The sequence below is a fragment of the Streptomyces soli genome (assembly GCF_003999195.1).
Classification (GTDB): domain Bacteria; phylum Actinomycetota; class Actinomycetes; order Streptomycetales; family Streptomycetaceae; genus Actinacidiphila; species Actinacidiphila soli.
The window spans coordinates 15,035-27,212 of record NZ_RJVR01000248.1 but is presented as its reverse complement, the minus strand read 5'-3'; the positions used below and the strand labels follow the sequence as shown (position 1 = coordinate 27,212).

The following is a 12,178-nucleotide window of genomic DNA, read 5'->3' as shown; positions in this document are numbered from 1 at the left end:
AGCTACTAGGGCATTTCGGCAACGCGGGAAGCGTGCGTGCCTGGGGGCACCTCCCAGCCGCCAGGCTGGGGGAGGCGTGGCCGCCCGATCAGAGGTCACCCGACAGGCTCTCAGCCCTGCCTGAGGGCCTTGACGATCAGGTCGTGGACAAGGGTTTCGGCGGGGGTCCGGTTCTCCTTGAGGCGGGGGAGATCGGCGGGGCCGAACCAATCGTAAGTGGAGTGCTTGGCCCATTCCAGGCGGGGGTTGGCCAGGTCGCCGTCGACTTCGATGACGTAGTCCGCTTCGTGGCGGAGGCCGAGGCCGTCGTCGCCGGTCCAGGTGGAGGTGCCGAGGGAGCGCACGATGCGGCGGACCCGCCAGCCGGTTTCCTCCTCGACCTCGCGGAGGAGGGCTTCGTGCATGGTCTCGCCGGGGTCTACGTGGCCGCCGACGATGTCCCAGCAGTTGGGGAAGAGGCGGCGGTCGGGGCTGCGCTTCTGGGCGAATGCCTTGCCGTCGGGGTTGAGGATCACCGCGCCTACGGTCCAGGTTTCGTCGGAGGGAAGCGGCGGGTACCCAGGAGGACGGCCAGGTCGGGGGCCAGGGGGAGTTCGACGGTGTGCAGGGCGGGGTGGGTGAGCCAGTGGAGACGGGCCTCGTCGGGGCGGCCGTCGTGGAGCGGGGGCCAGGTGCGGGAGGGGGTGAAGTCGTCGACGACCAGGACGCCGCCGGGGCGCAGTAGACGTTCGGGGTCGGCGGGGAGGCCGTCGCCCTTGCCCTGGCCGCCGCCGTCGAGGACCAGGAGGTCGTACGGGGCGTGGTCGGCGATTGCTGTCCAGTCGCTTCGTATGACGGTCACGTCGTCTTGTTCTGCGAACACCTCGGCGGCCGCCGCCGCTCGTACGGGGTCTCGTTCCACGCTCACCGCGACCGCGCCCGGCCGCATGCCAGAGGCCAGCCAGGCGAGGCCGACGCCGCAGCCGGTGCCGGTCTCGCCGATGCGGGTGGCGCCGGCGGCCAAGGCCTGGAGCAGGCGGCCGTGTTCGGGGCGGCAGGAGTAGCCGAAGCCGAGCCGTTCGGCGGCCCTGACGGCGTCGGCTACCAGCGGGGGCAGGGCGCCGGAGGCGGTGGCGTGGGCGCGGGTCCCGTCGAGTGACATGGCGTCAATCCTCTCGCGCCTCCATGGCGTTCGTCGCGGATGATCCGAAGGAGAAGTTGCGCAAAATCTATTGCGCAATTTTTTTTGTGCATCTACCGTCGTGGACATGGCAGACGACAAGACGCCCAGGGTCACCGACATCGACGCGCTGAAGGTGTTCACCCATCCCCTGCGCATCAAGCTCTACCGGGCACTCACCGTCGCCCGTAAGGCCACCGCCTCACAGCTGGGGGAGCAGGTCGACGAGGCTCCGTCCCTGGTCAGCTATCACTTGCGCAAGATGGCCGCGCACGGCTTCATCGTCGAGGCGCCCGGCGAGAGTTCGGACGGCCGGGAGCGGTGGTGGCAGGTCTCCTCGGAGCGCGGCTTCAGCTTCCGGAGCACGGACTTCGCCGACCGGCCGGAAGGTGCGGCGGTGATGAGCGCCGTGACCCGGCAGATCGTGACGTCCCGTTACGAGCGGTACATGGCGCATCTGGACGCGTCGTCGGCCTGGCCCAAGGAGTGGATGGAGACGGAGTTCAGCTCCGAGTACCTGGCCAGTCTGACCGCCGCCGAACTGGGTCGGCTGAGCGAGGAGATGGACGCGTTGGTCCGCCGCTGGATCGAGCACGGCCGCGCGGCCGAGGCCGCCGGCGACAGGGAGGGGCGCGAGCACGTCTCCCTGCACATGTACGGATTCCCTTTCCGCGACTGACCTGTGAAGAAGGAGGGCGCCGACATGCAGGCGACCCGGATACCCACGATCTCCGCCACGACCGCTCCCAGGCCCGCCCACCGCGACGGCAACGTGCTGCGGTGGCTGGCGGCGTTCGCGGCGTCGCTCATCGGTGACAGCGTCTACTTCCTCGCCCTGTCCTGGGCGGCGACCCGGACCGGGAGCGCCGCGCAGGCGGGGCTGGTGCTGGCGGTCAGTTCGGTGCCGAGAGCGGCGTTAATGCTGGGCGGGGGAGTGGTCGCCGACCGGTTCGGGCCGCGCAGGGTGGTGATCGGCAGTGATGCGACGCGGTGTGTCGTGATCCTGGCCATGGCGGGGTTGCTGGCGGTCGCGACGCCGGGGCTGTGGGCCCTGGTGGTGGTGGCGCTGGTCTTCGGGGCGGTGGACGCGTTGTTCATGCCCGCCGTGAGCGCGCTGCCGCCGCGCATCACCGGGCCGGACCAGCTGGCCCGCGTCCAGGGCATGAAGGGGCTGGCCACCCGGGTGGCCACGGTCGCCGGGGCGCCGTTGGGCGGGGTGGCGATGGCGGTCGGCGGTGAGGCGGCTGCCTTCGGTGTGGCGGGGGCGCTGTTCGCGGTGTCGTTGGTGCTGCTGGCCGCTGTACGGGTCGGGCCGCTGCCCGGCGATGACCGTGCGGAGGCCAAGGCCAAGGGGATTGCCTGGCGTGACCTGGTCGATGGGTTGCGGCACATCCGGCGGAACCGGGTGCTGGCCGCGCTGGTGGTGGTGGGAGCGGTCGGCGAGCTGGGCCTGGGCGGACCGCTGAACATCGGGGTGACGCTGCTGGTGAGCGAGCGCGGCTGGGGCGCCTCGGGGCTCGGCTGGATTGTCGGCGGCTTCGGGGCCGGCGCGGGCGCGGCCTCGCTGCTGCTGACCGTACGGGGCAGGGTGCCGCGGGCCGGGCTCGTCCTGAGCTGCTCCCTGGCGCTGGGGGCGGTCGCGGCGGCCGCGCTGGCGTATGTCCCGTCGCTGCCGGCGGCCGTCGGGGTGGGCGCGGTGCTCGGCGTGGTGGCGGGGTTCAGCGGCGCGCTGGTCGGCGCTCTGCTCCAGACCACGGCGGATGCCGCGTATCTGGGCAGGGTCGGTTCCGTGATGACCCTCTTCACGGTCGGCGTCGCACCGCTGACCTACCCGCTGATGGGCGCCGGTATCGCGGTCTGGGGGCTGGAGCCGGTGTTCACGGTCAGCGCCGCTGTGTCGGTGCTGGCGGCCGCGTACGGTCTCGCCAGCCCGGCGCTGCGGCGCGCGGAGCTGCCGCGCTAAATGCCGAGCTGCTTGGTCTCGTACAGCTTGGTGACCGCGTCCTTGTCGCCCTCGGTCTCGACCCGCGCGGACTCCGTACGCCCGAAGGCGAAGAGCACCAGCTCGGCCGGCTCGCCGGTGACCGTGACGACCGGGGTGCCACGGTGCAGGACGGCGGTCTGGCCGTCGGGGCGGCGCAGGACGACGCCGACAGGGGCTTTGCGGCCGAGGAGGCGGGCGGTGCGTTCGAGGCGGGACCAGAGGGTGTCGGCGAAGACGGGGTCGATCTCGCGGGGCGTCCAGTCGGGCTGGGCGCGGCGGACGTCCTCGGAGTGGACGAAGAACTCGACGGTGTTCGCGGCCTCGTCGATCTGCTTGAGGGCGAAGGGGGACAGCCGTGGCGGGCCGCTGCGGATGAGCTGGATCAGCTCCTCGTACGGCTTGTCGGCGAACTCCTTGCGCACGCGCTCCAGCCGGGGCGCCAGCTGCGGGATCAGCTGGCCGGCGGAGGCGTCGGCGCGGCGCTCGCGGACGACGACGTGTGCGGCCAGATCGCGGGTGGTCCAGCCGTCACACAGGGTGGCGGCCTCGGGCCCGACGCTTTCCAGGAGGTCGGCGAGGAGTAGACGTTCACGCTGTGCATGAGTCGACATACCGTCAGCGTACGTCCACGCCTCGCCTACCGGAGGCCTAGGCGAGGGGTTTCGTGAGCTGCTTACCGTCGACCTTGTTGCTCAGGGTGAGGGAGCAGGAGATGGTGTCCTTGTTCTGGATCGTGTACGTCGTCAGGGACGGGTAGATCGCGTAGTAGTAATACGTCTTCCCGTCGGCCGGGATCTTGGCGAGGCGGGCTTTGGCGTCCTTCTCGCAGAGACTGAGGACCTTCTTCTGCAGCTCGGCCTCGGTGGTGAAGCTGCCGGTCAAGGTCTCGTTGGCGATTACCTCGCCGTCGTGCGGGGAGCTGCACGAGATGGTCTTGACCTCGGTGACGCTGCTGTTCAGGCCCGGGTGGTCGAAGCACTTGCCGGGCTTGAGGACGACGTAGGGGACCAGGCTGTCGGTGGGGTTCGAGCTCGCGGTGCCGGTGGCCGTGGCTCCGCCGGACGCGGTGGCCGACGCCGTGGAGGTCTCCGACGCGGTCGGGGTCGAGCTGCTGGAGGTCGATGCCGTGTTGTCCTTGTTGCCGCCCAGGATCACCACGAGGCCGCCGACGAGTGCGGCGATGACGATCACCGCGCCGATCGCGATCGCGGCGATCCTCCCGCCGTTCCCGCCGCCGCCATTGTTCGGCGGCGGGGGGTAGCCGCCCGGGCCGCCGGGGCCGTAGCCGCCGCCTCCGCCGTAGCCGCCGCCCGCGTCTCCGTAGCCACCTCCGCCCTGAGGCGGGTAGCCGCCCTGGTCGGGGTAGCCGTAGCCGCCTCCCTGCGGCGGGGGCGGGGGTCCGTAGCCCTGCGGCGGACCGTAGCCGCCGCCCTGGCCGGGCTGGGGTTGGTTGGGCTGCGGCGGCGGAGGAAAACTCATGCACGAAGCATGCCCCATACGGGTGAGGTCAGCTCCACTCGGATACTAAGTCGTGACAGGGTCCGTCCCCCGCTGACGGCGGGTCAGTCGACTTGCGGACTATGTGCGTTATGCGGCTTTTTCGGTCCGGGTGTGATCGGCGGCAGAATAGGGTCATGGACTCCCCGTTCGACCGCTCCCTCGACCCCGCCGTCGCCGCCCGCCTCAAGCGCAACCCCGACGGTCTCGTGCCCGCCATCGCCCAGCAGTACGACACCGGCGAGGTGCTCATGCTGGGGTGGATGGACGACGAGGCGCTCCGGCTCACCCTCACCACCGGCCGCTGCACCTACTGGAGCCGCAGCCGCCAGGAGTACTGGGTCAAGGGCGACACCTCCGGCCACGTCCAGCACGTCAAGTCCGTCGCCCTCGACTGCGACGGCGACACCCTCCTCGTCAAGGTCGACCAGATCGGCGCCGCCTGCCACACCGGCGACCGCACCTGCTTCGACGCGGACCCCCTCCCGGTTGGGGGTAGGTCGCCCGCCTGAGGGGAGCGAAGCGAGGTGGGGGTCCCTCCCGGCCGAAGGCTGGGGGTAGGGGCACTCTCCCCCCAGCCTTCGGCCGGGAGGACTCCCACCCAGCCGCCAGGCTGGGGGGGGACCCCCTCCCAGTGTCTGGCTTCGTACTTCGCGGGTCACCCGTTCAGTTGGCTCTCCCGGGAGTGCGCGACCGAGTGTGATGGGTCGGGTGATCGGCGTGTATCGAGTCGGCGTGAGGAAGCATGAATGTCGATCGAATCCGATCGCGCCGCAGCTTCCGGGAGCGGCCCGGTTCACCTGAATCAGCCACCCGCGAAGTACGGATCTAGCGGGGGGAGGCCGGCCCAACCGGGCCCGCACCCGGCGACGGCGAGAAGTTCCGACGGCGGGTGGCCGGGACCCTTGCCGTGCCCGGAGGGCACTAGGCTTCGGGCATGACCACGGGCACCGTCACCCCCAACCTTGATACGTTCCGGAAGCTCGCGCTGGACCGCCGGGTGATTCCGGTGAGCCGGAGGCTGCTGGCGGACGGTGATACGCCGGTGGGGCTGTACCGGAAGCTGGCGGGGGAGCGGACGCGGACGTTCCTGCTGGAGTCGGCGGAGAACGGGCGGTCGTGGTCACGGTATTCGTTCGTGGGCGTACGGAGCGACGCGACCCTGACCGAGCGCGACGGGCAGGCACACTGGCTGGGCACACCGCCTGTGGGCGTGCCGGCGGAGGGGGATCCGCTGCAGGCGCTGCGGGCGACCGTGGAGACGCTGCACACGCCGCGCGATCTGCACGACGACGCGGGGCTGCCGCCGTTCACCGGCGGCATGGTGGGGTACCTCGGGTACGACATCGTGCGGCGCCTGGAGCGGATCGGGGACCACGCGCAGGACGATCTGGGGCTGCCCGAGCTGACGATGCTGCTGACGTCGGACCTGGCGGTACTGGACCACTGGGACGGCTCGGTGCTGTTGATCGCCAACGCGATCAACCACAACGACCTCGACACCGGCGTCGACGAGGCCTACGCGGACGCCGTCGCCCGCCTGGACGCGATGGCGGCCGACCTGGCCCGGCCGCTCGACTCGGCGGCGGTGGAGCTGCCGCCGTCGGCGCTGCCGGAGGAGATGACGGCGCGGTCGGGCGGAGCCACGTACCAGGCGGCGGTGGAGACGGCGAAGGAGTACATCAGGGCGGGGGACGCCTTCCAGATCGTGCCGTCGCAGCGCTTCGAGACGCCGTGCCCGGCGAGCGCGCTGGACGTCTACAGGGTGCTGCGGGCGACGAACCCGTCGCCGTACATGTATCTGTTCCGCTTCGACGGCTTCGATGTGGTCGGCTCCAGCCCGGAAGCGCTGGTCAAGGTCGAGGACGGCCGGGCGATGGTGCACCCGATCGCCGGCACGCGCCCCCGGGGGGGCACACCGCAGGAGGACCAGGCGCTCGCGGACGAGCTGCTGGCCGATCCGAAGGAGCGGGCCGAGCATCTGATGCTGGTCGACCTGGGGCGCAACGACCTGGGCAGGGTCTGCCAGCCGGGCAGCGTGGAGGTGGTCGACTTCATGTCGATCGAGCGCTACAGCCATGTGATGCACATCGTCTCGACGGTGACGGGGACCCTGGGCGCCGGGCGGACCGCCTTCGACGTGCTGACGGCCTGCTTCCCCGCCGGGACGCTGTCGGGCGCGCCCAAGCCGCGCGCGATGCAGATCATCGACGAGCTGGAGCCCACCCGGCGCGGCCTGTACGGCGGCTGCGTCGGCTATCTGGACTTCGCCGGGGACTCCGACACGGCCATCGCGATCCGTACGGCCCTGCTGCGCGGCGGCACGGCGTACGTGCAGGCCGGCGCCGGGATCGTGGCGGACTCCGACCCGGTCGCGGAGGACACCGAGTGCCGCAACAAGGCGGCGGCGGTGCTGCGCGCGGTGGCCACGGCGAACGCGCTGCGGCGATAGGCGATAGTGGTGGGGTGACTGCCGTGACCGAGCCCAGTACCGCCGAAGCCGCTGAAGCCGCCGTAACGCCCGCCGCCCGGGGCGGTGGTGGCCGGCGGAGCCTGGCTGTGGGGCTGCTGCTCGGTGTCATCGGCGCCTCGGTGCTGCTGCTCGCGGCGGGGAAGACGTGGATGCACGGCACCGCCGCCTTCGCGGGCGGTAGTGTGCGGGTCAGCGCCTCCGGGAGCGAGGTGACGGCTCTGCCGGGCGCGCTGGCGCTGGTGGGGCTGGCCGCGCTGGTCGCGGTGTTCGCGGTGCGTGGTGCGGGCCGGGTGATCGTGGCGGGGCTGCTGGCGCTGAGCGGGGCAGGCGCGGTGGCCGCCGCGCTGCTGGCCCTGAGCGACACCTCCGCGCTGGACGCGGCCGCCTCGACGGCCACCGCCGTGGCCCACAGCTCGGTGAGCTCGAGCAGCACCACTGCCTGGCCGCTGGTCGCCGCCGTCGGTGGGGCGCTGCTGCTGGCCGCCGGGATCATCGCGCTCGTACGCGGCCGGGCCTGGCCGGGGATGTCCAACCGGTACGACCGGGCCGGGGCCGAGCCCCGGCCCCGTAAGCAGCGTGCGGCCGTGGTCGACCCCGACCGGCCCGAGGACCTGTGGAAGGCCCTGGACCGGGGGGAGGACCCCACCGAGGCCGGTGACGCGGTCTGACCCGGTCTAGGGAACAATGGTGCCGACCTTCTGAACCCTCAGAGCCTCAGAACTCGTAGAACGACTTGGGAGCACTCATGGCGGGCAACAGCCACGGACACACCCCTGCCGCCTGGACCGGCGTGACCATCGCCTTCATTGGCTTCTGCATCGCGGGTGCTTTTGTGGTCCTGGCCAACCCGCTGGGCATGTTCGCCGGCCTCGCCGTGGCCGCGCTCGGCGGCGTCGTCGGCCTGGCCATGCGGGCCGCGGGCCTCGGCAAGGACACCAAGTCCTCGTCCTCCGGGCGTACGGCCGACCAGCACGGCTGAGCCGGCTCGGGAGCATGACGGATGGCGCGGCCCACGACGGGGCTGCGCCATCCGCCCTTTCCGGGGGACAATCCCCCCGTGACCGACGCTCCCGCCACCCCGGCCCCCACCCTGCGGCGCCTCGCCGCGCCCCTCGGCGTGCTGGGCGGGGTGGTCGCCGCCTTCGGCTATGTCGCGACGGTCGACCCGAACACGCCCGGGCACTACCCGGTGTGCCCGCTGCTGAAGTACACCGGCATCTACTGCCCCGGCTGCGGGGGCCTGCGCAGCGCCTACGCCGTCGCGCACGGCCACTTCGGCGAGGCGCTGGGGCTCAACGCGCTGGCGGTCGCCGGCTACGCGGCCTTCGCCGTCTTCTGGGTGGTGTGGGCGTCTCGTACGGCCCGGGGGCGACCGTTCGAGGTGCCGCTGAGACCGGCGTATGTGTGGGGTGTGGCGGCGGTGGTGATCGCTTTCACGATTGTCCGGAACCTGCCGGTGGGGGCGGCCTTGGCGCCGTAGATATGTCCACGTAGTGGGCATACGTCCGGCCGGATGCGAGTCCTCCGCGCCCCGCCGGTTACCATCGCAGTGCTGGTGGAACATCTCATTCACTGGCTTGATCATTTCGCTCATGGAAGGGGACCGCTCGCGTGAGTGTGCTCGACGAGATCATCGACGGAGTCCGCGAAGACCTCGCCGAGCGGCAGGCACAGGTCTCCCTCGACGAGCTCAAGGAGCTCGCGGCCAAGGCCCCCGAGGCCAAGGACGGCGTCGCCGCCCTGCGTGGCGACAGCGTCAAGGTCATCTGCGAGGTGAAGCGCTCCAGCCCCTCCAAGGGCGCGCTCGCCGCGATCGCCGACCCGGCCGGACTCGCCGCGGACTACGAGGCCGGGGGCGCCGCTGTCATCAGCGTGCTCACCGAGCAGCGCAAGTTCGGCGGCTCCCTCGCCGACCTCGACGCGGTCCGCGCCAAGGTCGACATCCCGGTGCTCCGCAAGGACTTCATCGTCACCGCCTATCAACTCTGGGAGGCCCGGGCACACGGCGCGGACCTCGCGCTGCTGATCGTCTCGGCGCTGGAGCAGGACGCGCTGGTCTCGCTGATCGAGCGGGCCGAGTCGATCGGGCTCACCCCGCTCGTCGAGGTCCACGACGAGGAAGAGGTCGCCCGCGCGGTGGATGCCGGAGCGCGCATCATCGGCGTCAACGCGCGTAACCTCAAGACCCTCGAAGTCGACCGCGGGAACTTCGCGCGCGTCGCCCCCGAGATCCCCGACCACGTCGTCAAGATCGCCGAGTCCGGCGTCCGCGGCCCGCACGACCTCATCGCGTACGCCAACGACGGCGCCGACGCCGTCCTGGTCGGCGAGTCCCTGGTCACCGGCCGCGACCCCAAGGCCTCGGTCGCCGACCTCGTGGCGGCGGGCGCCCACCCGGCGCTGCGCCACGGCCGCGGCTGACTCAGGGGCTGTGGCGCCGGCCAGATGGTCGTTGAGGTAGACGCCGAGCAGATCATGTCGCTCCACAGCTCCGCTCCCTTGCCTCGTCGGGCTCGTAGGTCTCGTCAAAGCCGTCGGACGCGTCGGTTTCGCGGATCAGCGCCTACCCGGCTCGGCGGCGTGAAATCTCCGGGCCACCCGGTAGGATGACCGTCATGCCCCTGTCCCTCGCCGCCGGGCCCTCCAGCCCGGACGCGTACGCGCGACTGCGCCGCGGTTGCCGCCCGCGCGGTTGCCGCGCGCCGGCCAGGCGCGTGCTGGGCCGGCGGGTGCGGTATGTGATCGGCTGCGAGCCGGGCCAGGTGAACGGTCGCCGATGGCGTCATGGCCCCGTGACGCCCACCGCTGCGTGCTGAGCCGCTGAGATCCTCCCGGTCCCGGAGAGGCTTCGATGCCGTGCGCGCGGGCAGGCGAGAACGTCGCGGACCAGCGATACGTACCGTTCATCCGTAAAAGGACGCGAGGAGCCACAACCGTCATGTCCGATGACTTCTTCATTCCCGACCCAGAGGGCCTGATCCCCAGCGCGGAGGGCTATTTCGGCGCGTTCGGCGGCAAGTTCATCCCGGAGGCGCTGGTCGCCGCCGTGGACGAGGTGGCGGCCGAGTACGAGAAGGCCAAGACCGACCCGGCGTTCGCCGCCGAGCTGAACGACCTGCTGGTCAACTACACGGGGCGGCCCAGCGCGCTCACCGAGGTGCCGCGGTTCGCGGAGCACGCCGGCGGGGCGCGGGTCTTCCTCAAGCGGGAGGACCTGAACCACACCGGCTCGCACAAGATCAACAATGTGCTGGGTCAGGCGCTGCTCACCAAGCGCATGGGCAAGACCCGGGTGATCGCCGAGACCGGCGCCGGGCAGCACGGCGTGGCCACGGCCACCGCCTGCGCGCTGTTCGGCCTGGAGTGCACGATCTACATGGGCGAGATCGACACCCAGCGCCAGGCGCTCAACGTGGCCCGGATGCGGATCCTCGGCGCCGAGGTCATCGCCGTGAAGTCCGGCAGCCGCACCCTCAAGGACGCGATCAACGAGGCGTTCCGCGACTGGGTCGCCAATGTCGAGCGCACGCACTACCTCTTCGGTACCGTCGCCGGCCCGCACCCCTTCCCGGCGATGGTCCGGGACTTCCACCGCGTCATCGGCGTCGAGGCACGCCGCCAGATCCTTGAGCGGGTCGGCCGCCTCCCGGACGCGGTCGCGGCCTGCGTCGGCGGCGGGTCGAACGCGATCGGCCTGTTCCACACCTTCATCCCCGACGAGAAGGTCCGCCTGATCGGCCTGGAGGCGGCCGGCCACGGCGTCTCGTCCGGCGAGCACGCCGCGACCCTGACGGCCGGCGAGCCCGGCATCCTGCACGGCTCGCGCTCGTACGTCCTCCAGGACGACGAGGGACAGATCACCGAGCCGTACTCGATCTCGGCGGGCCTGGACTACCCGGGCATCGGCCCCGAGCACGCGTACCTCAAGGACAGCGGCCGCGCCGAGTACCGCCCGGTCACCGACGACGAGGCGATGCAGGCGCTGCGGCTGCTGTCCGTGACCGAGGGCATCATCCCGGCGATCGAGAGCGCGCACGCCCTCGCGGGCGCCCTTGACGTCGGCCGCGAGCTGGGTCCGGATGGCCTGCTGCTGGTCAACCTCTCCGGGCGCGGCGACAAGGACATGGACACGGCGGCCCGCTACTTCGGGCTGTACGACGAGGGGGCGGGCAAGTGAGCGCCAACGGAAAAATTGGCAACATCGAGCTGCTGAACAAGACCCTGGCCACCGCCAGGGCCGAGAACCGCGCCGCCCTGATCGCCTACCTCCCGGCCGGCTTCCCGACCGTCGACGGCGGCATCGCGGCCGTCAAGGCGGCCCTGGAGGGCGGCGCTGACATCGTCGAGGTCGGCCTGCCGCACAGCGACCCGGTGCTGGACGGCCCGGTCATCCAGACCGCCGACGACATCGCCCTGCGTGGCGGCGTACGGATCGCTGACGTGCTGCGTACGGTCCGCGAGGCGCACGCCGCGACCGGGGCGCCGATCCTGGTCATGACGTACTGGAACCCGGTCGACCGCTACGGCGCCGAGCGGTTCGCCGCCGGGGTGGCCGAGGCGGGCGGCGCGGGCTGCATCCTGCCCGACCTGCCGGTCGAGGAGTCCGAGGTGTGGCGCAAGGCCGCCGAGCAGCACGGCCTGGCCACGGTCTTCGTGGTCGCGCCGAGCAGCAAGGACGAGCGCCTGGCCAAGATCACGGCGGCCGGGTCCGGCTTTGTCTACGCCGCCTCGCTGATGGGGGTTACCGGCACCCGCGAGAGCGTCGGCGCGCAGGCCTCCGACCTGGTCCGCCGCACTCGGGCCGCCACCGCCGACCTGCCGGTCTGCGTCGGCCTCGGCGTCTCCAACGCGGAGCAGGCCGCAGAGGTCGCCGCCTTCGCCGACGGCGTCATCGTCGGCTCGGCCTTCGTCAAACGGATGCTGGACGCGCCGGACGAGGCCGCGGGGCTGGTGGGCGTGCGCGAGCTGGCGGCGGACCTGGCGAAGGGCGTACGCAGCCGCTCGTAGCTCACGCATAGCTCATATGGGCGAAATACGGGCCGGGGGTACGCGGATGCGTGCCCCC

15 protein-coding genes are annotated in these 12,178 nt (G+C 71.7%); 11 read left to right on the top strand and 4 right to left on the bottom strand.

Translation table 11 applies throughout. The annotated features are described in order from the left end of the window. Window positions 1-110 precede the first annotated feature (110 nt). Window positions 111-515 carry an NUDIX hydrolase gene (locus tag EFK10_RS25235; RefSeq protein ID WP_240677454.1) on the bottom strand — a complete coding sequence of 135 codons (405 nt, stop codon included), beginning with the start codon at window positions 513-515 and terminating at the stop codon, window positions 111-113. Window positions 516-520: 5 nt separating this feature from the next. After that, entirely contained in the window at window positions 521-1,141 is a 621-nt protein-coding gene (locus EFK10_RS25230) for an O-methyltransferase (protein ID WP_127357959.1), read from the bottom strand. A gap of 106 nt (window positions 1,142-1,247) precedes the next feature. On the opposite strand from EFK10_RS25230, the gene EFK10_RS25225 reads away from it, so the two are divergent. Both EFK10_RS25225 and EFK10_RS25220 read left to right on the top strand, forming a co-directional pair. After that, entirely contained in the window at window positions 1,248-1,838 is a 591-nt protein-coding gene (locus EFK10_RS25225; protein ID WP_127357958.1) for a winged helix-turn-helix domain-containing protein, read from the top strand. Window positions 1,839-1,862: 24 nt separating this feature from the next. Next, window positions 1,863-3,122 carry an MFS transporter gene (locus EFK10_RS25220; protein WP_127357957.1) on the top strand — a complete coding sequence of 420 codons (1,260 nt, stop codon included), beginning with the start codon at window positions 1,863-1,865 and terminating at the stop codon, window positions 3,120-3,122. Here EFK10_RS25220 and EFK10_RS25215 read toward each other — a convergent pair. After that, entirely contained in the window at window positions 3,119-3,754 is a 636-nt protein-coding gene (locus tag EFK10_RS25215; RefSeq protein WP_127357956.1) for a TIGR03085 family metal-binding protein, read from the bottom strand. The two genes, EFK10_RS25220 and EFK10_RS25215, sit on opposite strands and share 4 nt — an antisense overlap. Before the next feature lie 37 nt (window positions 3,755-3,791). Further along, a complete protein-coding gene (locus EFK10_RS25210; RefSeq protein ID WP_127357955.1) occupies window positions 3,792-4,622 on the bottom strand; it encodes a hypothetical protein in 831 nt (276 codons plus the stop codon). Between the two features lie 155 nt (window positions 4,623-4,777). On the opposite strand from EFK10_RS25210, the gene hisI reads away from it, so the two are divergent. From hisI to trpA, 9 genes are all read left to right on the top strand, one after another. After that, on the top strand, window positions 4,778-5,152 hold the full coding sequence (gene hisI, locus EFK10_RS25205; protein WP_127357954.1) for a phosphoribosyl-AMP cyclohydrolase: 375 nt from the start codon (window positions 4,778-4,780) through the stop codon (window positions 5,150-5,152). Between the two features lie 425 nt (window positions 5,153-5,577). Continuing rightward, window positions 5,578-7,092, top strand: a complete 1,515-nt coding sequence (locus tag EFK10_RS25200) for an anthranilate synthase component I (protein WP_127357953.1) — start codon at window positions 5,578-5,580, stop codon at window positions 7,090-7,092. A gap of 23 nt (window positions 7,093-7,115) precedes the next feature. After that, the gene (locus tag EFK10_RS25195) at window positions 7,116-7,781 is read left to right on the top strand and encodes a TIGR02234 family membrane protein (protein ID WP_127357952.1); all 666 of its coding nucleotides are present in this window, start codon (window positions 7,116-7,118) and stop codon (window positions 7,779-7,781) included. Window positions 7,782-7,858: 77 nt separating this feature from the next. After that, window positions 7,859-8,092, top strand: a complete 234-nt coding sequence (locus EFK10_RS25190) for an HGxxPAAW family protein (protein WP_127357951.1) — start codon at window positions 7,859-7,861, stop codon at window positions 8,090-8,092. A 21-nt stretch (window positions 8,093-8,113) separates the two neighbouring features. After that, window positions 8,114-8,593, top strand: coding sequence for a DUF2752 domain-containing protein (locus EFK10_RS25185; RefSeq protein WP_127357950.1), 480 nt, complete (start codon window positions 8,114-8,116; stop codon window positions 8,591-8,593). 131 nt (window positions 8,594-8,724) lie between these two features. Next, a complete protein-coding gene (gene trpC, locus EFK10_RS25180) occupies window positions 8,725-9,534 on the top strand; it encodes an indole-3-glycerol phosphate synthase TrpC (protein ID WP_127357949.1) in 810 nt (269 codons plus the stop codon). Between the two features lie 185 nt (window positions 9,535-9,719). Beyond that, on the top strand, window positions 9,720-9,929 hold the full coding sequence (gene trpM, locus EFK10_RS52775; protein WP_127357948.1) for a tryptophan biosynthesis modulator TrpM: 210 nt from the start codon (window positions 9,720-9,722) through the stop codon (window positions 9,927-9,929). 122 nt (window positions 9,930-10,051) lie between these two features. Then, on the top strand, window positions 10,052-11,290 hold the full coding sequence (gene trpB / locus EFK10_RS25170) for a tryptophan synthase subunit beta (protein WP_127357947.1): 1,239 nt from the start codon (window positions 10,052-10,054) through the stop codon (window positions 11,288-11,290). Beyond that, window positions 11,287-12,120, top strand: a complete 834-nt coding sequence (trpA, locus tag EFK10_RS25165; protein ID WP_240677452.1) for a tryptophan synthase subunit alpha — start codon at window positions 11,287-11,289, stop codon at window positions 12,118-12,120. Before trpB ends, trpA begins: the two co-directional genes overlap by 4 nt. The last annotated feature ends 58 nt before the right edge of the window (window positions 12,121-12,178 follow it).

Bases quoted from the DNA above. Each gene is read 5' to 3' on its own strand.
- EFK10_RS25230 (WP_127357959.1), bottom strand. From the start codon at position 1,141: ATGTCACTCGACGGGACCCGCGCCCACGCCACCGCCTCCGGCGCCCTG.
- EFK10_RS25225 (WP_127357958.1), top strand. From the start codon at position 1,248: ATGGCAGACGACAAGACGCCCAGGGTCACCGACATCGACGCGCTGAAG.
- EFK10_RS25220 (WP_127357957.1), top strand. From the start codon at position 1,863: ATGCAGGCGACCCGGATACCCACGATCTCCGCCACGACCGCTCCCAGG.
- EFK10_RS25215 (WP_127357956.1), bottom strand. From the start codon at position 3,754: ATGTCGACTCATGCACAGCGTGAACGTCTACTCCTCGCCGACCTCCTG.
- EFK10_RS25210 (WP_127357955.1), bottom strand. From the start codon at position 4,622: ATGAGTTTTCCTCCGCCGCCGCAGCCCAACCAACCCCAGCCCGGCCAG.
- hisI (WP_127357954.1), top strand. From the start codon at position 4,778: ATGGACTCCCCGTTCGACCGCTCCCTCGACCCCGCCGTCGCCGCCCGC.
- EFK10_RS25200 (WP_127357953.1), top strand. From the start codon at position 5,578: ATGACCACGGGCACCGTCACCCCCAACCTTGATACGTTCCGGAAGCTC.
- EFK10_RS25190 (WP_127357951.1), top strand. From the start codon at position 7,859: ATGGCGGGCAACAGCCACGGACACACCCCTGCCGCCTGGACCGGCGTG.
- EFK10_RS25185 (WP_127357950.1), top strand. From the start codon at position 8,114: ATGGCGCGGCCCACGACGGGGCTGCGCCATCCGCCCTTTCCGGGGGAC.
- trpM (WP_127357948.1), top strand. From the start codon at position 9,720: ATGACCGTCATGCCCCTGTCCCTCGCCGCCGGGCCCTCCAGCCCGGAC.
- trpB (WP_127357947.1), top strand. From the start codon at position 10,052: ATGTCCGATGACTTCTTCATTCCCGACCCAGAGGGCCTGATCCCCAGC.